Annotated in this window: 20 protein-coding genes; 19 read left to right on the top strand and 1 reads right to left on the bottom strand. The window is 63.2% G+C overall.

The genetic code is table 11. The features are described from left to right. The first annotated feature begins 107 nt into the window (after nt 1-107). The 4 genes from AB9K34_RS18345 to AB9K34_RS18330 all read left to right on the top strand — a co-directional run bounded on the left by AB9K34_RS18345 (nt 108) and on the right by AB9K34_RS18330 (nt 6,043). Nucleotides 108-2,444 (top strand): primosomal protein N', encoded by a 2,337-nt coding sequence (locus AB9K34_RS18345; RefSeq protein WP_369955875.1) that lies wholly within the window; start codon nt 108-110, stop codon nt 2,442-2,444. Between the two features lie 90 nt (nt 2,445-2,534). Further along, the gene (locus AB9K34_RS18340; protein WP_369955874.1) at nt 2,535-3,767 is read left to right on the top strand and encodes an MFS transporter; all 1,233 of its coding nucleotides are present in this window, start codon (nt 2,535-2,537) and stop codon (nt 3,765-3,767) included. 9 nt (nt 3,768-3,776) lie between these two features. Further along, nucleotides 3,777-5,171 (top strand): MATE family efflux transporter, encoded by a 1,395-nt coding sequence (locus tag AB9K34_RS18335; RefSeq protein ID WP_369955873.1) that lies wholly within the window; start codon nt 3,777-3,779, stop codon nt 5,169-5,171. Continuing rightward, nucleotides 5,171-6,043, top strand: coding sequence for a 50S ribosomal protein L11 methyltransferase (locus AB9K34_RS18330; protein ID WP_369955872.1), 873 nt, complete (start codon nt 5,171-5,173; stop codon nt 6,041-6,043). Before AB9K34_RS18335 ends, AB9K34_RS18330 begins: the two co-directional genes overlap by 1 nt. Nucleotides 6,044-6,204: 161 nt before the next feature. Here the strand turns inward: AB9K34_RS18330 and AB9K34_RS18325 are convergent, their stop codons facing one another. Beyond that, nucleotides 6,205-6,423, bottom strand: coding sequence for a DUF1127 domain-containing protein (locus tag AB9K34_RS18325; RefSeq protein WP_369955871.1), 219 nt, complete (start codon nt 6,421-6,423; stop codon nt 6,205-6,207). Nucleotides 6,424-6,427: 4 nt separating this feature from the next. On the opposite strand from AB9K34_RS18325, the gene AB9K34_RS18320 reads away from it, so the two are divergent. The 15 genes from AB9K34_RS18320 (at nt 6,428) to AB9K34_RS18250 (ending at nt 19,258) form a co-directional block, all read left to right on the top strand. Further along, the gene (locus AB9K34_RS18320) at nt 6,428-6,790 is read left to right on the top strand and encodes a hypothetical protein (protein WP_369955870.1); all 363 of its coding nucleotides are present in this window, start codon (nt 6,428-6,430) and stop codon (nt 6,788-6,790) included. Next, the gene (gene ruvC, locus AB9K34_RS18315; protein WP_369955869.1) at nt 6,771-7,268 is read left to right on the top strand and encodes a crossover junction endodeoxyribonuclease RuvC; all 498 of its coding nucleotides are present in this window, start codon (nt 6,771-6,773) and stop codon (nt 7,266-7,268) included. Before AB9K34_RS18320 ends, ruvC begins: the two co-directional genes overlap by 20 nt. Further along, nucleotides 7,265-7,933, top strand: coding sequence for a Holliday junction branch migration protein RuvA (gene ruvA, locus AB9K34_RS18310; RefSeq protein WP_369955868.1), 669 nt, complete (start codon nt 7,265-7,267; stop codon nt 7,931-7,933). The genes ruvC and ruvA overlap by 4 nt, the downstream gene beginning before the upstream one ends. Nucleotides 7,934-7,974: 41 nt before the next feature. Further along, entirely contained in the window at nt 7,975-8,994 is a 1,020-nt protein-coding gene (gene ruvB / locus AB9K34_RS18305; protein WP_369955867.1) for a Holliday junction branch migration DNA helicase RuvB, read from the top strand. A 50-nt stretch (nt 8,995-9,044) separates the two neighbouring features. After that, nucleotides 9,045-9,668 (top strand): hypothetical protein, encoded by a 624-nt coding sequence (locus AB9K34_RS18300; protein ID WP_369955866.1) that lies wholly within the window; start codon nt 9,045-9,047, stop codon nt 9,666-9,668. A 177-nt stretch (nt 9,669-9,845) separates the two neighbouring features. Further along, nucleotides 9,846-10,241: a tol-pal system-associated acyl-CoA thioesterase gene (gene ybgC, locus AB9K34_RS18295; protein ID WP_369955865.1), complete on the top strand. Its 396-nt coding sequence runs from the start codon at nt 9,846-9,848 to the stop codon at nt 10,239-10,241. Between the two features lie 104 nt (nt 10,242-10,345). Beyond that, nucleotides 10,346-11,041 carry a protein TolQ gene (tolQ, locus tag AB9K34_RS18290; RefSeq protein WP_369955864.1) on the top strand — a complete coding sequence of 232 codons (696 nt, stop codon included), beginning with the start codon at nt 10,346-10,348 and terminating at the stop codon, nt 11,039-11,041. A 3-nt stretch (nt 11,042-11,044) separates the two neighbouring features. Continuing rightward, a complete protein-coding gene (gene tolR / locus AB9K34_RS18285; RefSeq protein ID WP_369955863.1) occupies nt 11,045-11,515 on the top strand; it encodes a protein TolR in 471 nt (156 codons plus the stop codon). A 12-nt stretch (nt 11,516-11,527) separates the two neighbouring features. Next, complete coding sequence (locus AB9K34_RS18280) at nt 11,528-12,550, top strand: energy transducer TonB (protein WP_369955862.1); 1,023 nt, start codon at nt 11,528-11,530, stop codon at nt 12,548-12,550. Further along, nucleotides 12,547-13,866 carry a Tol-Pal system beta propeller repeat protein TolB gene (gene tolB, locus AB9K34_RS18275; RefSeq protein ID WP_369955861.1) on the top strand — a complete coding sequence of 440 codons (1,320 nt, stop codon included), beginning with the start codon at nt 12,547-12,549 and terminating at the stop codon, nt 13,864-13,866. Before AB9K34_RS18280 ends, tolB begins: the two co-directional genes overlap by 4 nt. Nucleotides 13,867-13,935: 69 nt before the next feature. After that, complete coding sequence (gene pal, locus AB9K34_RS18270) at nt 13,936-14,448, top strand: peptidoglycan-associated lipoprotein Pal (protein WP_369955860.1); 513 nt, start codon at nt 13,936-13,938, stop codon at nt 14,446-14,448. Nucleotides 14,449-14,456: 8 nt separating this feature from the next. Next, complete coding sequence (ybgF, locus tag AB9K34_RS18265) at nt 14,457-15,296, top strand: tol-pal system protein YbgF (RefSeq protein WP_369956008.1); 840 nt, start codon at nt 14,457-14,459, stop codon at nt 15,294-15,296. Beyond that, complete coding sequence (gene tilS / locus AB9K34_RS18260; RefSeq protein ID WP_369955859.1) at nt 15,293-16,546, top strand: tRNA lysidine(34) synthetase TilS; 1,254 nt, start codon at nt 15,293-15,295, stop codon at nt 16,544-16,546. Before ybgF ends, tilS begins: the two co-directional genes overlap by 4 nt. 75 nt (nt 16,547-16,621) lie before the next feature. Continuing rightward, nucleotides 16,622-18,538 (top strand): ATP-dependent zinc metalloprotease FtsH, encoded by a 1,917-nt coding sequence (ftsH, locus tag AB9K34_RS18255; RefSeq protein ID WP_369955858.1) that lies wholly within the window; start codon nt 16,622-16,624, stop codon nt 18,536-18,538. A gap of 135 nt (nt 18,539-18,673) precedes the next feature. Then, complete coding sequence (locus AB9K34_RS18250; RefSeq protein ID WP_369955857.1) at nt 18,674-19,258, top strand: MOSC domain-containing protein; 585 nt, start codon at nt 18,674-18,676, stop codon at nt 19,256-19,258. Nucleotides 19,259-19,296: the final 38 nt, after the last annotated feature.

The following is a 19,296-nucleotide window of genomic DNA, read 5'->3' as shown; positions in this document are numbered from 1 at the left end:
TTTATCGCGTATATCACGGGCGCGGACCGTGATGGGGTGAAAATGCCCTGATTTCGGCGAAATTTCTTGCACTGTGGCCAAGGTGTTTTCCCGGACCCTGCCGCAGAATGGCAAAGAAAAACCCATCGCTTGCTTTTGACGGGTTGGCGCTGGCGTGGCTTGGCCTTACCTCGTATTCAGTGATGCGGTCGGCTTCCGGGCCCGATACCGCGCAATCGCAAGCGAGGTTGGAACCGTTGCCGCCCCCCAAGGCCACCAGGAGTTTTTTTGATCAGGGTGAACTGGTTGCGGTCCTGACGACGCAGCCACTGGACCGGCTGCTTGACTACAAGGCGCCCGAAGGGGGCTGCTTCGCCGGTGCCTATGTCGAGGTGCCGCTGGGCCCGCGCAAGGTGATGGGCGTGGTCTGGGGCGCGGGCAGCGGCGATTACGACCGCAGCAGGGTCCGCCCGGTGATCCGGGTTCTCGATGTTGCCCCGATGCGCGAGGAGATGCAGGTTTTCCTCGGACGCGCGGCGGATTATACGCTGACCCCCATGTCGGCGATGTTGCGGCTGGCGACGCGGGCGCCGGGGCTGAGCGATCCGCCGTCCATGCGCAAGGTGTACCGGTTGGGCAACGGTGTGGCCGGGCGGATGACCGACGCCCGCCGACGGGTTCTGGATACGCTGTCCGACTATGGCGGTCTGTCCTTCACGCTCGGGGAACTGGCCGAGACGGCAGGCGTCACGCCATCGGTCGTCAAGGGGCTGGTCAAGCTCGATGCGGTGCGCGAAGAGGACAGCCCGCGCGATCTGCCCTTGCCGGGTCTGGACCCGACGCGGCGGGGCAAGGCGTTGACCAAGGATCAGGCGGCGGCCGCCGCGCATCTGGGCGCGGCTATCGACGACGGGCGCTATGGCACGACGCTGCTCAAGGGGGTCACCGGGTCGGGCAAGACCGAGGTTTATCTCGAAGCCGTGGCCGAAACCCTGAAACGCGGACGACAGGCGCTGGTGCTGCTGCCCGAGATTGCGCTGACTGCCGAGTTCCTGACCCGCGTTGAGGCACGGTTCGGCGCGCGTCCGGCCGAGTGGCATTCCGGCGTCACAATGACCGAGCGGCGGCGCATCTGGAAAATGGTCGGGCAGGGCGATGCGCAACTGGTCGTGGGGGCGCGGTCGGCGCTGTTCCTGCCGTTTCGCGATCTGGGCCTGATCATCGTGGATGAAGAGCACGACACCTCCTACAAGCAGGAAGACGGTGTGCTCTACAACGCGCGCGATATGGCGGTGTTGCGGGCCGCGATCTGTGGTGCGCGTGTGGTTCTGGCCAGCGCGACACCCAGCCTTGAAAGCTGGTCGAACGTGCAGGCGGGCAAATACGACATGGTCGAACTGACGTCGCGGTTCGGCGCGGCGGTGATGCCCGACATGCGGGCAATCGACATGCGTGCGGAACAGATGCAGGCGGGGCGCTGGATCTCGCCAACGTTGCAAGCGGCCATTGCCGACCGGCTCGCCCGGGGCGAACAGGCGATGCTGTTCATGAACCGGCGCGGTTTTGCCCCGGTCACGTTATGCCGGGCCTGCGGGCAGCAGATCGGCTGTCGCCAATGCGACGCGCGCATGGTCGAACACCGGTTCCTGAAACGCCTGATGTGTCACCAGTGCGGCGAGACCACGCCGATTCCCACGACCTGCCCCTCTTGCGGGGTCGCGGACAAGCTCGCGCCGGTGGGACCCGGCGTGGAACGCATGGGAGAAGAGGCGGCGGCGCTGTTTCCCGAGGCCCGGATCGCGGTTCTGAGTTCGGACCTGTTCGCCAGCGCCCGCGCTCTCAAGGAGGGGATCGAAAAGATCGCCCGGGGCGAGGCCGACATCATCATCGGCACGCAGCTGGTTGCCAAGGGGCACAATTTTCCGCTGCTGACACTGGTCGGGGTCATCGACGCCGATTTGGGTCTGCAAGGATCCGACCTGCGCGCCGCCGAGCGGACATTTCAGCTCATGCGTCAGGTGGCCGGCCGGGCCGGGCGGTCCGACAAACCCGGCAGCGCGCTGTTGCAGACCTTTCAGCCAGAGCATCCCGTCATTTGCGCCATCCTGTCCGGTGACGAGGACGGGTTCTGGCGGGCCGAGGCGGCAGAGCGCGAGGCGGCGGGTGTGCCGCCGTTCGGACGCATGGCAGGGATCATTCTGTCGGGCACGGACGTTGCACAGGTGTTCGATCTTGGAAATGCGCTGGCGCGGTCGGACGCCCCCTTGCGCGAAATCGGGGCGCAGGTCTTTGGGCCTGCCCCCGCGCCGATCGCACGGATACGCGGACGGCACAGGGTGCGATTGCTGGTCAAGGCCGCCAAGGGCGCGCCGTTGCAGGACGCCCTGGCGCGATGGACCGGCGCCTTGCGCCTCAAGGGTGATCTGCGCCTCAGCATCGACATCGACCCACAGAGCTTTTACTGAGGCATCCGCGCCTGCACCGTGCCACCGCACTCGGATCGGCCATGCGGATTTGGTCTCGCCAATCCCGCTGAACGGGCGTATGGCAAATCCATGGCCAGCTACGTTCCGATATCCGAGGCGCGGCAGATGCCGTTCTGGCGACGCCCGACGACATTGCTTTTCGTGATGGCGATGACAATGCCCGTGTCATTCTATACGTGGTACGCGCTGCTCAACAATTTTGTTGTCGAGATCGCCGGTTTCGATGGTGCGGACATCGGACTCTTGCATACGGTGCGCGAAATCCCCGGTTTCCTGGCCGTCGGGGTCATCGCGATCATCATATTCGTACGCGAGCAGGTTCTGGCCCTGGTGTCGCTGGCGCTACTCGGGGTGGCCACGGCGTTCACCGCGTGGTTTCCGAGCCTGGGCGGTCTGCTGTTCCTGACCCTGCTGAGTTCCATCGGCTTTCACTATTACGAAACGGTCAACCAGTCGCTGCAATTGCAATGGTTGCCAAAGGGGCGCGCGCCCCAGATCCTGGGCTGGCTCATGGCGGCCGGATCGGCAGTCACGCTGCTGGTTTTCGTGTTGATCGTGATCATGTGGGAGCCGCTGGGCCTGACCTACAACCTTGTCTTCATGGTTGCGGGCGGCGTGACTTTCGGTCTGGCCGTTCTGTGTCTGATTGCCTATCCGCAATTCGAGGCGCCGCATCCGCAGATCAAGAAGATGGTGCTGCGCCGTCGTTACTGGCTGTATTACGCCTTGCAGTTCATGTCGGGTGCGCGGCGCCAGATCTTCATGGTTTTCGCCGGTTTCATGATGGTCGAACGCTTCGGGTTCGAGGTGCACGAGTTGACCGGGCTTTACCTGATCAACCTGATCGTCAACATGCTGGTCGCGCCGTTCCTGGGCAAGGCGGTCGGCCGGTTCGGTGAACGCCGCACGCTGATCTGGGAATATGTCGGGCTGACTATTGTCTTCACGCTCTATGGCGGGCTCTACTGGTTCGGCTGGGGCGTGGCGCTGGCGGCGACGCTCTATGTTGTCGACCACATCCTGTTCGGCCTCGCGCTGGCGCTCAAGACCTATTTCCAGAAGATCGCCGATCCGAGCGACATCGCCCCGACGGCGGCCGTCGCCTTCACCATAAATCACATTGCGGCGGTGTTCCTGCCGGTGCTGCTGGGCCTGCTCTGGGTGGTCTCGCCGGCGGCGGTGTTTGGCCTTGCGGCGGCAATGGCGATGATCTCGCTGTGCCTGGCGCTGATGATCCCGCGCGACCCCGAACCCGGAAATGAAACAATCTTTGCGCGCGGCCTGCCCGCGCCTGCGGAATAGGCGACGGGCTTGGCGAGCAAGGGGCGTTTTCTGACCGGATCGACCATGGGGCATGTGGTTCGCATGACGATGGCCGGGGCCATGGGCATCACCTTTGTCTTTGTGGTGGACGCGGCGAACCTCTACTGGATTGCCAAGCTGGGCGATCCGCAACTGCTCGCCGCCGTGGGTTTCGCCTTTGCGGTGCAGTTCTTCTCGGTCTCTTCGGGGATCGGTCTGATGATTGCCTCGACGGCACTGATCTCGCGCAGCATCGGGGCCGGACGTCGCGACATGGCGCGGCGGCAGGCGACGAGCGCCGCGATGATTGCCGGGATGTGGCAATTCATCGTGGCCGCCCTGATCATCCTGTTCCGGCATGACATCGTTGCGATGATCGGCGCGACCGGAGAAACGGCGGCGCTTGCCGCGAGGTATCTGGCGATCTCACTGCCGTCGCTGGGGATCATGGCCGTCAGCCTGATCGCCAATGGCGCGCTGCGCGCCGAGGGGGACGGGCGGCGCTCGATGCTGGTGACGCTGCTGTCCGGCGCGGTGGCGATGGTGGTCGACCCTGTGCTGATCTACGGGATGGGCCTCGGGCTTGACGGGGCGGCTTACGGGATCACCCTGTTCCGCCTCGTGATGCTGGCGCTTGCGCTGAAGTTCGCGATCGGCACCCACGACCTTATGGCCCGTCCGGCAATGGGTGATATCCGCGATACCATGCGCCCCTATCTTGCGATTGCCGTGCCCGCGATCCTGACCCAACTGGCGACACCGGTGGGCAATTTCTTTGCCACGACGGTGATGGCCCCGTTTGGCGACGATGCGATGGCGGGCTGGGCGGTGGTTGGCCGGCTGACGGTTGTTGCCTTTGGCGGGATATTCTCGCTCGCGGGGGCGATCGGGGGCATTTTCGGCCAGAACTTCGGAGCCTGCGCCTACGACCGGGTGCGCAGCACCTATCGCGACGCGCTGGTATTCGGAGTGTGCTATACCTTGGTGACATGGGCGATACTGGCCGCCCTTGGCCACCACATCGCCGGGCTCTTCGAACTGACGCCGCAAGGGATCGAGGTGGTGCTCGCCTTTACCGGCATCGGGGCGGGCGGTTACGTGCTTGGCTCTGCGTTGTTTGTCGCCAATTCGGCCTTCAACTCCCTGGGCAAGCCGACGCGCTCGACGCTGACCAACTGGGTACGGGATGGGGTGATGACCCTGCCCATGGCGCTGCTCTTTGCGTCGTGGTTCGGGGCGAATGGCGTGATCTATGCACAAGCTGCGGCAAGCACGATTGTCGGTCTGTTTGCAGGGCTCTGGGGATGGCGCTATGTGGTCGGCTTGCAGCGGCGCACCGTTCCGCCGCTTGACCTCGCGCCGCCGCGCCCCTACGCGCATGCGGATCGATTCAGGAGACGATGATGCCAACCTTTACCGCGCTGACGACCTTGCAGGGCAAGAAAGACGCCGAAGCCCTCGGCGAAGCGATGGAACGTCTGTCGCCGGAGCCGACCGGGGTCGGGGTGTTCGAAGTCGAGGACGGGTCCGGTCTCTGGGAAGTGGGGGGATATTTCGAGGGGGCGCCCGATGCGGCTGCGCTTGCGGTGCTGGCCGTCGCCTTTGGCGCGAACCCTTTCGTGGTGTCCGAGCTGCCGGAAACCGATTGGGTCGCCCATGTGCGCCGCGAACTGGCCCCGGTTCGGGCAGGACGCTTCTTTGTGTATGGCAGCCATGATGCGGACAAGGTGCCCGAAGGCGTGGAGCCGTTGCTGATCGAGGCGGCGATGGCATTCGGCACGGGTCATCACGGCACGACGCTGGGATGCCTGAAGGCGCTTGAGACCCTGATCGCAGATGGTGTCAACGCAAAGCGCGTCGCGGATATCGGATGCGGCACGGCCGTTCTGGCGATGGCGGCGGCGCGGGTGTGGGACGCAACGATTCTGGCAAGCGATATCGATCAGGTCGCGGTTGACGTGGCGCGGGCGAATTTACGCGCAAACGGCATCGAGAATGGGGTCGAATGCGTCGAGGCGGCGGGGTTCGATCATCCGGCCCTGCATGAAAACGCCCCGTATGACCTGATCTTTGCCAATATCCTGAAAGGTCCGCTGGTCGCGCTGGCGCCGGACATCGTGGCGCATCTGGCAACCGGCGGCTACGCGATCCTGTCGGGTATCCTGAACGAGCAGGCGAGCGAGGTGATCGGTGTGTATCTTGCAAGCGGAACCGAACTGGTCTCTCACGAAGAGATTGGCGACTGGTCCACGCTCATTCTCAAAAAGACCGCCTGAGGCGCGTCTCGGATTGCAACCGTTTCCGGTTCGGCAAATGCGCAGTCCAGGTTGCCGGCGTCGGTGCATGGATCGACTATGGAGTTTCTGATTGCAAAAACGCCGTGACCCCGAGGAGGTCACGGCGTTTTTGTCGTGATGAGTGGTGTAGGTGGAAAGTATCAGAGGTGGCAGGTGCGCGTGGCGACTGCATCGATATCTCCGCGTACAAGCCCGATATCGTCCAGTTCACGATTGCTCAGGCGCGACAATGCGTTGCGGGTCATGCGCGCGTCGTTCCATGCAACGACGGCGTCGCGTGCCGATACGATAAGAGTGCCAATACGGCCGATCAGGCCGAATGAGCCGTGGGTGGTGCGGTTCGTGTCAAAAGCAGCCATATCCTTGTCCTCTGATTTGATGGTTCAGTTGCTCGTTTCGTCCGAGCGCAGATATGGAGCGATGCAGGGCCGCGCAAGCCACAAGATTGCATGGGTTCCATGCAATTTCCGCATGTGTCCCTATGCGTGTAAATATTTGCAATTTAATGGAAAATTAGCATTATTGGTGTCGCTTTCAGACTGCCCGATGTCGGAAATATGCAGCGAGGTCGCTGCCGAGCCTGCAGATGCCGTTTTTGGCAACCGGCTGCAAAACGCGTGGACCATGTTCGCGTTTCGTGCTAATGCGTCAAAAAAGCAACAAGCCAGCGCGGCAGAGCGGGCAGACAGGCAGGATCGGGCAGGACATGCGGATATTGGGCATTGATCCGGGGCTTCGAACCCTGGGATGGGGGATCATCGATTCGCACGGTTCGAAGCTGAGCCATGTCGCGAACGGGCAAATTCACTCCGAGGGCAAGGATCTGCCGGTGCGCCTGTTGTCGCTCTATGGCCAGTTGCAGGACGTGTTGCACCGGTTCGCGCCGGATGCCGCCGCTGTCGAGCAGACCTTTGTCAACAAGGATGGTGCCGGGACGCTGAAACTGGGCCAGGCGCGGGGGATTGCCTTGCTTGTGCCGGCGCAGGCCGGACTTTCGATCGGGGAATACGCGCCGAACCGGGTCAAGAAGACGGTCGTGGGCGTGGGACATGCGGACAAGGCGCAGGTCTTGCACATGGTGCGGTTGCAACTGCCCGGCTGCGAACCGGCGGGACCGGATGCGGCGGATGCGCTGGCGATCGCGATCTGTCATGCCTACTATGGTCCGGCGGCAGAGATCGAACGACGGGAGGTGCGGGTATGATCGGTTATCTGCGCGGACGGCTGCAATATCGCGGGGCCGACCACGTGCTCATCGATGTTCAGGGGGTCGGCTATATCGTCTATTGTTCCGACCGGACCCTTGCGACGCTGCCCGGACCCGGCGCGCCGGTCGCGCTGTTCACGGATCTGGTGGTGCGCGAAGACCTGATGCAGCTGTTCGGCTTTCCCAGCCTGATTGAAAAGGAATGGCATCGCCTGCTGATGAGCGTGCAGGGGATCGGTGCCAAGGCCTCCCTGTCCATTCTCGGAGCACTTGGCGCCGATGGTGTCGGGCGGGCCATTGCGCTTGGCGACTGGAAAAGCGTGACCGTGGCCAAGGGGGTCGGCCAGAAAACCGCGCAGCGGGTGGTTCTGGACCTGAAGGACAAGGCCCCAGGAGTCATGGCGATGGGCGGCACGATGGTCGAGGCGGTCGAGGGGCCGGAGCCGGTCGTCGAGACCGAACGGGTTGTCGCCGCAACCCCGGCACCCAGGCCCGTGGTCACGATGTCGGCGCAGGCCGACGCGCTGTCCGCGCTGTCGAACCTTGGCTATTCGCCGGGCGACGCGGCGGCGGCGGTGGCCGAGGCGGCGGGCGCCGCGCCCGACGCGAACGAAGCGGACCTGATCCGCGCGGCCTTGAAACTGCTGGCACCGAAAGGGTAGGGCGGCATGACTGATCTGATTCACCGCCCCGGAGTTGCCGCATGATGGACTCGGACCCGACAGTCCGGCCAGACCCGTTGCCCGAAGACAACGACCGGGCGTTGCGGCCGCAGGCGCTGGACGAATTCATCGGACAGGCCGAGGCCCGCGCCAATCTTCGGATTTTCATCGAATCCGCGCGACGGCGGGGCGAGGCGATGGATCACACGCTGTTTCACGGGCCGCCGGGATTGGGCAAGACGACGCTGGCGCAGATCATGGCCCGTGAACTCGGGGTCAATTTCCGCATGACCAGCGGCCCGGTCTTGGCCAAAGCTGGGGATCTGGCGGCTATCCTGACCAATCTCGAAGCCCGCGATGTGTTGTTCATCGATGAAATTCACCGGTTGAACCCGGCGGTGGAAGAGGTGCTCTATCCCGCGCTGGAGGATTTCGAGCTGGACCTTGTCATCGGCGAAGGCCCCGCCGCGCGCACCGTGCGGATCGAATTGCAGCCCTTTACGCTGGTCGGGGCGACGACGCGCATGGGTCTGCTGACCACGCCGCTGCGCGACAGGTTTGGTATTCCGACACGGCTGCAATTCTACACGGTCGACGAATTGCACGAGATCGTCAGCCGCAATGCGCGCAAGCTGGGCGCGCCAGCGGATGCGGACGGTGCGAGAGAGATCGCGCGGCGTGCGCGCGGTACGCCGAGAATCGCGGGACGTCTGCTGCGCCGGGTGGTCGATTTTGCCGTGGTCGAAGGCGACGGTACCATCACGCGCGATCTTGCCGATGGCGCGCTGACCCGTCTTGGGGTCGATCACCTCGGGCTGGACGGTGCGGACAGGAGATACCTGCACCTGATTGCGGAAAACTATCACGGCGGCCCGGTGGGGATCGAAACCCTGTCCGCGGCACTGAGCGAAAGTCGCGATTCGCTGGAGGATGTGATCGAACCGTTCTTGTTGCAGCAGGGGCTGATCCAGCGCACGCCGCGCGGCCGGATGCTGGCGCACAAGGCCTGGACGCATCTGGGCATGACACCGCCCAGGGCGCAGAGCGATCTTTTCGAGTAAGCGTCGGATGCCTCCGGCGTGAGTATTTGGACAAAGATGAAGGAACGGGCGTGACTCCAGACGAGATCGAAGCGTGTTTTACCTCGGCGGCAGGCGCATACAGGTTTGCGCGGTGGGGGCGGCCGATCGTGCCGGTGATTTTCGGGGTCGAAGAGGAGACGCTGCCGGTTATCAAGGGGGCGTTCGAGGCGGTCTGCGCGCTTGCCGGGCATCAGATGGCCGAGACCGATCCGGAACTGGGCACCAATTGCATGGTGTTCTTTTTCAGGGATTGGGCGGAACTGTTGGAGGTGCCGGATCTTGACCGGCTGATCCCGGAACTCGCTCCATTGGTGGCGCGTTTGCAGGCGGCAGGGGCCAATCAATACCGGTTGTTCCGCTTTGACGCGGATGGGGCGATCAAGGCAGCCTTTGTCTTCGTGCGGATGGATGACGCCCTGTCGGAGCTGCCCGCCGAGACCCTGGCATTGGGGCAGGTGGTGCAGGTCATTCTGCTATGGTCGGACGTCGCCTTTCGGGAGCGGTCGCCCCTGGCACTGGTGGAGGATACCACGATCTTGCGTCCGGATATCGCCAGCGTGATCCGGGCGGCCTATGATCCGGCGATGCCGGTCGCCGCGGCGGATGGCGCGCATGCCTTGCGCCTGTTCGCGCGCCTGGGTGAGGCATCCTGATCTGTCGGATTGGGATCATGGTCGCAATGAGCCATCCCTTCAGGGTTTGGGATCGATCATGAGCATTGCGCCGAGAATCAAGGTGGTGCATCGGTAGGCCAGCCATGATCATGTGCTCCGAGTGCCTCTGGATTCCGGGCGTTGGCATTCGTTAAAGACGACAGGAGACCCAAAGCCATGTCCGAACCGATCCATCGTTTTCCGGTCCAGGTCTATTATGAAGACACTGACATGGGCGGCATCGTCTATCATGCCAATTATCTGCGCTATATCGAGCGGGCGCGCAGCGCGTGGGTCAGGGCATTGGGGAATGACCAGAACGCGATGCGGGACGGCGGGCTGGTCTGGGTCGTGCGCAGGATCGAGGCGGACTATCTGTCGACGGCCCGGTTCGAGGACACGCTGGTCGTCGAGAGCACCGTGCGCAAGGTGACACCGGCGCGGCTGGTGATGGATCAGGTGGTCAAGCGCGATGGACAGCCGATCTTCGCGGCGGTCGTGACGGCGGTCTGCATGACCGCCAAAGGCCAGCCTGTGCGTTTGCCAGCGGAGATTCGCGCATTGATGCAATGATGCATTTGTGAACGCGGGTTCTATTGGCAATGGCCGATCAGATCGGTTAACGTCCGGACAAGAAAAAGACCGGGAACAAACGGTCGCGAGAAAAGAGCAGGCAGATGGAAGCAGAAACCCTTGCGTTGGCGCAGGAGATTGATTTCTCCCTGTGGGGCCTATTCGCGCGTGCAACCTTTACCGTCAAGCTGGTCATGCTGATGCTGATTCTGGCGTCGTTCTGGTCGTGGGCGATCATCATCCAGAAACTGATTGCCTACCGCGCGGCGCGGACCGAGGCCGGCATTTTCGATCGTGCCTTCTGGTCCGGGGAGCCGCTGGACGGCCTCTTTGACCAGATCGGCGCCCAGCCGGACGGAAGTTCGGAAAAGGTGTTTGCTGCCGGGATGATCGAGTGGCGTCGCAGTCATCGCAGGGATGGCGGATTGATCGCCGGTGCACAGTCGCGCATCGACCGGTCGATGGATGTGGCAATCAACAAGGAGGCCGAAGCCCTGCAAAAGGGTCTGCCGATCCTCGCGACGATCGGTTCCACTGCGCCATTCGTGGGTCTGTTCGGCACGGTGATGGGCATAATGAACGCCTTTATCGAAATCGCGGAGCAGCAGAACACCAACCTGGCGGTTGTCGCGCCGGGGATTGCCGAGGCGCTGCTGGCGACCGGACTGGGCTTGCTGGCGGCGATTCCGGCGGTGATTTTCTATAACAAGCTGAGCGCGGACAGCGAACGTATCGTGTCGGGCTATGAAGCCTTTGCAGACGAGTTCGCGACGATCCTGTCCCGCCAGCTGGACACCTGACAGATGGGCGCCGCTGTACAACAGGCCGAGCGGGGCGGGCGTCGTCGTGGCCGTGGCCGCAACCGCGCGCGGCCGATGTCGGAAATCAACGTGACGCCGTTTGTCGATGTCATGCTGGTGCTTCTGATCATCTTCATGGTCGCCGCGCCGCTGCTGACTGTCGGGGTTCCTGTCGAACTGCCCAAGACTGCCGCAAACGCGTTGCCGACCGATTCAGAAGAACCTTTGACCGTTACGATCACCGCGACCGGCGAGGTGCAGATCCAGACCACCACCACCCCGCGTGATGGTCTGGTCGGCAAGTTGCGGGCGATTGCGGCAGAGCGTGAGACGGACCGGGTGTTTCTGAGGGCGGATGGCCGTGTTCCCTATGAAGACGTGATGCAGATCATGGGTGCGCTGAATGCGGGCGGGTTTTCCAATGTCGGCCTGGTGACCGATGTCGGCGGCCCGACGCTGGATGATGACAAGTAGTGAGGTGGCGGATTGCAGACCGGCACCAAGATTTCGGGTATTGCCCATCTCGGGCTGATCGCCATCGCCATCTTTGGCGGTGCGTTTCGCAGCGAACCCCTGCCGTTCGAGGTGCGTGAGGTGTCGGTGATCTCGTCCGAGGAATACGCGGCGCTGAGCAATCCGAGCCGGCCACCAGAGATCGCGGAACAACCGACCGCGCCGTCCGAGCCAGAACCGGCAGAACCGGTGGCCGAAACGCCCACGCCCGTCGCGCGGCCCGAGCGTGATCCGGTGCCGCCGCAACCAGAACCTGCTCCGGAACCGGACGCGCCCGAGCCGGCCTTGCCGCCCGAAGATGCCGCGACGCCGGATGTCGACCGGGTTGCACCCGAACCTGTGCCCACACCGCCGCAGGATGCCAGGCCGGATGTTGTCGAGCAGACCGAGGTCACGCCGGACGAGGGCGCGGACATCCCGCAGGAGGCACAGCAGGCCACGGCGCCCGAACAGGCGACCGACCGGATCGTGACCGAAGCGGTCGAAACCGCTCCGACACGCTCGCCCCGTCCGCCCCGCACGCGCCCGACCGCGCCGACGCCGACACCGGTTGCGCAGGCCGAACCCACGACGGAGCCCGAGCCGGCGGCCGCCCCCGATCGCTCCACGGCGGTGGATGCCGCCCTGGCAGAGGCCCTCGCCGGGCCCGCCGCGGAACCGGATGCCCCGGTCGGTCCGCCCTTGTCGGCGGGTGAAAAAGAGGCGTTGCGCGTCGCGGTCTCGCAATGCTGGAACGTTGACGTCGGCGGACGATCCGCGCAGGTTGTGGTGACGGTGGGCATGTCGCTGGATCAATCCGGCAAGGTGGTCGGAAACAGCATCCGGCTTATCGATTCCCAGGGTGGCAACGATCAGTCGGTCCAGACCGCCTATCAGGCCGCGCGGCGCGCCATCCTGCGTTGTCAGAAAGACGGTTATGACCTGCCGGCCGAGAAATATGCGCAGTGGCGTGAAATTGAGATGACGTTCAACCCCGAAAGGATGCGGATCAAATGAAGAAAATCCTGGCCAGCCTCCTGCTTGGTGCGACCCTGTTCTCTTCGCCGCTCTCGGCGCAGGACGGGCCGCTTCGGATCGAAATCACCGAAGGCGTCATCGAGCCGCTGCCGTTTGCCGTGCCAAGTTTCGTACCCGAATCACCCGCAGCCGCGTCGCAGGCCGAGCAATTGACCAGGGTGATCGCCGCAGACCTGACCGGAACCGGGTTGTTCAGGGAGATTACCGCTGATGCGCATATCGGGCAGATCACGGATTTTTCCGCGCCGATTCAATATGCCGACTGGAAGGCGATCAATGCGCAGGCGCTGATCACCGGATCGGTCGGGGTTTCGGGCAATCGCGTGACGGTGCGTTTCCGGGTCTGGGACGTATTTTCCGGGGCAGAACTGGGCAGTGGGTTGCAGTTCGTGGGATCGACCGACGGCTGGCGGCGGATGGCGCACAAGGTGGCCGATCAGGTCTATAGCCGTATCACCGGAGAGGGCGGCTATTTCGACAGCCGTGTGGTGTTCGTGTCCGAGACCGGCCCCAAGGACGACCGGCGCAAGCGTCTGGCGATCATGGATTATGACGGTGCGAACGTGCAATACCTGACCGACAGCTCGTCCATCGTGCTCGCCCCCCGGTTTTCGCCGCGAGGCGACAAGGTGCTCTACACCAGCTACGAGAGCGGTTTTCCGCATATCCATGTTCTTGATGTCGGGAACGTGCAGCAGCGGGTTCTCGAGCAGTCCGAAGGAACGATGAGTTTCGCACCGCGCTTTGCTCCGGACGGGCAAACCGTGGTCTATTCGCTTGAACAGGGCGGGAATACCGATCTCTATACCCTTGATTTGGCAAGCGGAAATCGCACGCGGCTCACCAATGCGCCGTCTATCGAAACCGCGCCCAGCTACTCGCCGGACGGCGCGCAGATCGTTTTCGAAAGCGACCGCTCGGGCAATCAGCAGCTTTACGTTATGCCCGCCCGCGGGGGCGAGGCCCGCCGGATCAGCTTTGGGCAGGGTCGCTATGGCACGCCCGTCTGGTCGCCGCGCGGTGACATGATTGCCTTTACCAAGCAGAATAACGGGCGGTTCCACATCGGCGTCATGCGCGTGGATGGCAGCGAAGAGCGCCTGCTGACCGCGTCGTTCCTTGATGAGGGCCCGACATGGGCACCCAATGGCCGGGTGTTGATGTTCGCGCGGGAAACGCAAGGGGCGGGGGGGCGCTCTTCACTCTATTCCGTGGACATTTCCGGGCGCAATCTGCGGCCGGTTCGCACGCCTGACGGCGGGTCGGACCCATCCTGGTCGCCGCTTCAGCAATAGTCTCGCGTTCACAATGAAACCAAGCTGTGCTAAATAGTTTTAACAAAATAAGATGGTGAGGCATCGGGCATGAGTTTTCTGAAGAAGTTCATCACGGTTGGCGCGTTTCTGGCGCTGGCGGCGTGTAACGATCCGTCCCAGCTTGGCGGCGGTGTCGGCGGTTCAGGCAGCGCGAGCGGCGGAATTGGTGCCGCGGGATCGGTCTCCGACCCCACGTCGATTGCCTATTTCCAACAGGCTGTCGGGGATCGCGTGCTGTTCGCCGTGGACCAATCGACCATCACGCCCGAGGGGCAGACAACGCTGGATGCCCAGGCGAACTGGTTGATCCGGAACGGGGACTACACGGCGGTGATCGAAGGACACGCCGATGAAAAAGGCACCCGCGAATATAACCTCGCGCTTGGCGCGCGGCGGGCGAACGCGGTCCGTGAATACCTGGTATCACGCGGTGTGAGCGGAACCCGCTTGCGGACCGTGACCTATGGCAAGGAACGTCCGATCGAAATCTGTAGCGAGGAAAGCTGCTATGCGCGGAATCGCCGCGCCGTGACTGTTCTCGCGGGTGGCTTGACCGGGTAGGGCGGATGATGCGCGTTCTGAGAGTCGGGTTTACCGTCGCGTTGCTGTCCTCTGCGCTGGCCACGGGCACCGCTGCGCAGGATCAACAGACCCTCGCCGACATCCGGCAGGAACTGACCGTGCTTTATGTCGAAGTGCAAAAGCTCAAACGCGAACTGTCCACGACGGGTGGACCATCGGTGAATGTCACCGGTGACAGCGTTCTGGAGCGGGTCGCGGCCATGGAGTCGGAACTGCAGCGCCTGACCGCGAAATCCGAGCAACTGGAAAACCGTGTAAACCGGGTCGTGACCGACGGGACAAACCGGATCGGCGATCTCGAATTCCGTTTGGTCGAACTGGAAGGCGGAGATGTCAGCAAGCTCGGGGAAACCACCACCCTTGGTGGCGATGCGGGAACTTCGGCGCCGGCGGTCGCGACACCTCCCCCCGCAGGTACGGGCGTAACACCCGGCAGCGAGCTGGCGGTCGGTGAAGAGGCCGACTACCAGGCCGCGACGCAAGCCCTTGAGTCGGGTGACAATGCGCGAGCTGCGGAATTGTTCGCACAGTTCAACCAGTCCTATCCCGGCAGTCCGCTTGCCGCCCGGGCGGAATTGAACCGTGGCCGGGCGCTGGCCGCCACCGGAGACATGCGCGAGGCGGCCCGGGCCTTTCTCGCCAGCTTCTCGGCAGATGGCACCGGACCCGATGCACCGGTCGCGCTCTACGAACTTGGCGCGGCGCTTGGAACATTGGGACAGACCAGTCAGGCCTGTCTGACGCTCGCCGAGGTCGGAGTGCGCTTTCCATCGTCCGGCATGGTGTCTTCCGCTCAACAGGAAATGGCCGCACTGGGCTGCTCTTGAGCAAGGCTGACGCCGATATTCTGGCGCAGGTCAGGTCAGCCTTCGGGAACGCCCCGCCTTCCCGTCTGGGGGTTGCGGTGTCGGGAGGCGGCGATTCCATCGCGCTGCTGCATGTTCTGACACGATGTTTCGCACCGGGTTCGGTTGAACTCTTTGCGGTGACGGTGGATCACGGATTGCGGCCCGAGGCCGCGGACGAAGCGCGACGGGTGCGTGCGCTGTGTGATGACCTCATGGTTCCGCATACGACGCTGCACTGGACGACCTGGGATGGCGTCGGCAACCTGCAGGAGCGCGCGCGCGAGGCGCGGTATCGGTTGATCAGCGACTGGGCCAGAACCCTCGATATTGCGGCCTTTGCGGTGGGGCATACCGCCGATGACCAGGCGGAAACCATGTTGATGCGTCTTGCCCGCTCTTCCGGGGTCGATGGGCTTGCGGCGATGCCGCTCAACCGCACGATGTTCGGTATCACCTTGATTCGTCCCCTTCTCGGCGTGCCGCGTCAGGACTTGCGACACTATCTGACACGGAACGGAATTGACTGGTCAGAGGACCCGTCGAACGATGATAAAGCCTATGAACGCGTCAGAACGCGCGAGGCGCTCAGGCTGCTGGCTCCGCTGGGGGTCACGCCAACGGTGCTTTCGGATGTGGCCAGAAACATGGAGCAGGCGCGCGAGGCGCTGGACTGGTATACCTTTCTGGCTGCGCGTGATCTGGCCGAGGTGGATGGCGGCAATGTCGTGTTTGACCTCCGGCAGTTTCGCGCGCTGCCGAGCGAGATCGCGCGCCGCCTGCTCGTGCGGTCAGTGGCCTGGATCAGCGGGAGTTTGCGCGGACCCCGCCGTGCGCCGGTGAGCCTCGCTCTCGAGAGCATTCGCGCAGGCCGGGCCATGACGCTGGGCGGTTGCACGGTGGTGCGGCACAATGATCGGGTCTGGGTGTGTCGCGAGTACAATGCCATCCAGTCGGAGCGTTGTGCGACCGGCACGGTGTGGGATCGGCGCTGGCAGTTGTCTGGGCCGGATGTGCCGGGTCTGAGCGTGCGTGCGCTCGGGCAGGAGGGTTTGTGTGAGTGCCGGGATTGGCGCGCAACCGGCAGGCCCCTTGCGGCGCTGATCGCTTCTCCGGCGCTCTGGCACGACGACAGGTTGGTCGCGGCACCTCTGGCCGGGAGGGCCGAAGGATGGACAGCGCAATTGGCCGCAGGCGAAGAGGAGTTCTTTGCGACACTAATATCGCATTGAACCTCGGCATTTCATCTCTATTTTATACAGAAGCGGATCGAGAGCCTGTTCGATCCAGAATTTAGGAGAGTTTCCTTGGGAAATGCACGCAATATCGCCTTTTGGGTCGTTCTGTTCCTGTTGATCCTGGCGCTGTTCAACCTGTTCAGCGGGTCGGGCGGCACGATGCAAAGCCGTGAAATCCCGTATTCGCAATTCGTTGCCTCGGTCGAAGCCGGCGATGTCAGCCAGGTAACGCTGGACGGCGAACAGATACGGTTCCGCGGGGCGGATGGCAGCGACTATATCGCTATCAAGCCGGAAGATGCGGGAATCACCGATCTGCTGATCGAGAACAACATTCCGGTGCGTGCGGAAAAACAACAACAATCCGGGTTCCAGTCGTTCCTGGTGACGCTTCTTCCCTTTCTTCTGCTGATCGGCGTGTGGGTCTATTTCATGAACCGGATGCAGGGCGGCGGCAAAGGCGGCGCGATGGGGTTTGGCAAGTCCAAGGCCAAGATGCTGACCGAGAAACATGGCCGGGTCACGTTTGACGACGTGGCCGGGATCGACGAGGCCAAGGAAGAACTGGAAGAGATTGTGGAGTTTTTGCGCAATCCGCAGAAATTCAGCCGGCTGGGCGGCAAGATCCCCAAGGGCGCGTTGCTGGTCGGTCCTCCGGGCACCGGTAAGACGCTGCTGGCGCGGGCGATTGCCGGCGAGGCGGGCGTGCCGTTCTTTACCATCTCGGGCTCCGATTTCGTTGAGATGTTCGTCGGTGTGGGTGCGTCCCGCGTTCGCGACATGTTCGAACAGGCCAAAAAGAATGCCCCCTGTATCGTCTTTATCGACGAGATCGACGCCGTGGGTCGTCATCGTGGTGCCGGCTATGGCGGCGGCAATGACGAGCGTGAACAGACGCTGAACCAGCTTTTGGTCGAAATGGACGGGTTCGAGGCGAACGAGGGTGTGATCATCCTGGCGGCCACCAACCGCAAGGATGTGCTGGACCCTGCGTTGCTGCGCCCCGGACGGTTTGACCGCCAGGTCACGGTGGGCAATCCGGATATCAAGGGTCGCGAGAAAATCCTGGGTGTTCATGCCCGCAAGACCCCGCTTGGCCCTGATGTCGACCTGCGGATCATCGCGCGCGGCACGCCCGGTTTCTCGGGGGCCGATCTTGCAAACCTCGTGAACGAAGCGGCGCTGATGGCCGCGCGTGTCGGGCGGCGGTTCGTCACGATGGAAGATTTCGAAAATGCCAAGGACAAGGTCATGATGGGGGCCGAGCGCCGCAGCATGGTTCTGACCGCTGAGCAGAAGGAAAAGACCGCCTATCACGAAGCCGGTCATGCCGTGGTCGGAATGGCGCTTCCCGAATGCGACCCTGTCTACAAGGCAACGATCATCCCGCGTGGCGGCGCATTGGGCATGGTGGTGAGCCTGCCGGAAATCGACCGGCTGAACTGGCACAAGTCCGAATGCGAACAGAAACTCGCGATGACGATGGCGGGCAAGGCGGCCGAGATACTCAAATGGGGCGAAGATGCCGTGTCCAACGGTCCGGCTGGTGATATCCAGCAGGCGAGTGCGTTGGCGCGGGCCATGGTCCTGCGGTGGGGCATGTCCGAAAAGGTCGGCAATATCGACTACGCCGAGGCGCATGAGGGCTATTCCGGTCAGACGCCCGGCTTCTCGGTCTCGGCGCACACCAAGGAATTGATCGAAGAAGAGGTCAAACGCTTTATCGAGGATGCCTATCAGCGTGCCTATTCCATCCTTCAGGAAAAGAACGAAGAGTGGGAACGGCTCGCACAGGGTTTGCTGGAGTATGAGACCCTGACAGGTGACGAGATCAAGCGCGTCATGGCCGGCGATCCACCACAACCGGGTGATGATGGTGACGATGCCGCCGACGAGGGCAACGCGCCCAGCGTCACGGCGATCCCCAAGACCAAGCCCAAGAAAACGCCTCCTGAGGGCGGACTTGAGCCAGAGCCTAGCGCCTGACGGCTCCCCCTGAAGAAAACGATAGAACACCCGGATCGGCCTCTGCGTTCCGGGTGTTTTCGTTTTGCCGTCGCCATATCTTGTACCGGTCCCGGCATTCTGCAAAATGCGCCCACCGATCAGGAGGATCCCGCAGTGAGCACGATGAAAGAAGCGGCCTATGAGGGCGAAGTGACCTGGCTCGGACTGGTTCCGGAGGGCATCGCGAGTGACCGCATCCATGCGGAGCCGCGCCCGGCGCTGGATTTTGACATGGGCGGTGCCAGGGGCGAGCATCACTATGGCGAGACGCGTGCGTCCTGTGTGCGGGTCACCATGCTCTATGCCAAGGGAACCCGGATCAGGAACGTGCGGCAGGTCTCGATCCTGGCACAGGAAGATCTGGATACGATTGCGGAAAGGATGGGGCTGGACCGGTTTGACCCTGCCTGGCTCGGTGCGTCGATCGTCCTTCGCGGCATTCCGGACCTCAGCCATGTGCCACCATCGTCGCGGCTGCAAAGCACGTCGGGGCTGACGCTGACGGTCGATATGGAGAATCTACCCTGTGTCCTGCCCGGACGCGAAATCGAACGGGAACATCCCGGGTTTGGAAAGGCGTTCAAACCTGCGGCGGCGGGGCGACGGGGAGTGACGGCCTGGGTCGAGCATCCCGGATCGTTGTCACGGGGCGACAGAATGCGCCTGTTCGTTCCGACGCAACCGCCCTGGTCTCCGTGATTGGCCAATTGTCGCAACGTTCGGGACAGATCGGCTTT

It is taken from the genome of Sedimentitalea sp. XS_ASV28, from assembly GCF_041224545.1.
Classification (GTDB): Bacteria; Pseudomonadota; Alphaproteobacteria; order Rhodobacterales; family Rhodobacteraceae; genus Sedimentitalea.
Note: the sequence above shows the minus strand (reverse complement) of the source record. Positions and strands in the feature narration are given on the sequence as shown.

Bases quoted from the DNA above. Each gene is read 5' to 3' on its own strand.
- AB9K34_RS18345 (WP_369955875.1), top strand. From the start codon at position 108: ATGGCAAAGAAAAACCCATCGCTTGCTTTTGACGGGTTGGCGCTGGCG.
- AB9K34_RS18340 (WP_369955874.1), top strand. From the start codon at position 2,535: ATGGCCAGCTACGTTCCGATATCCGAGGCGCGGCAGATGCCGTTCTGG.
- AB9K34_RS18330 (WP_369955872.1), top strand. From the start codon at position 5,171: ATGCCAACCTTTACCGCGCTGACGACCTTGCAGGGCAAGAAAGACGCC.
- AB9K34_RS18325 (WP_369955871.1), bottom strand. From the start codon at position 6,423: ATGGCTGCTTTTGACACGAACCGCACCACCCACGGCTCATTCGGCCTG.
- ruvC (WP_369955869.1), top strand. From the start codon at position 6,771: ATGCGGATATTGGGCATTGATCCGGGGCTTCGAACCCTGGGATGGGGG.
- ruvA (WP_369955868.1), top strand. From the start codon at position 7,265: ATGATCGGTTATCTGCGCGGACGGCTGCAATATCGCGGGGCCGACCAC.
- ruvB (WP_369955867.1), top strand. From the start codon at position 7,975: ATGATGGACTCGGACCCGACAGTCCGGCCAGACCCGTTGCCCGAAGAC.
- ybgC (WP_369955865.1), top strand. From the start codon at position 9,846: ATGTCCGAACCGATCCATCGTTTTCCGGTCCAGGTCTATTATGAAGAC.
- tolQ (WP_369955864.1), top strand. From the start codon at position 10,346: ATGGAAGCAGAAACCCTTGCGTTGGCGCAGGAGATTGATTTCTCCCTG.
- tolR (WP_369955863.1), top strand. From the start codon at position 11,045: ATGGGCGCCGCTGTACAACAGGCCGAGCGGGGCGGGCGTCGTCGTGGC.
- tolB (WP_369955861.1), top strand. From the start codon at position 12,547: ATGAAGAAAATCCTGGCCAGCCTCCTGCTTGGTGCGACCCTGTTCTCT.
- pal (WP_369955860.1), top strand. From the start codon at position 13,936: ATGAGTTTTCTGAAGAAGTTCATCACGGTTGGCGCGTTTCTGGCGCTG.
- ybgF (WP_369956008.1), top strand. From the start codon at position 14,457: ATGCGCGTTCTGAGAGTCGGGTTTACCGTCGCGTTGCTGTCCTCTGCG.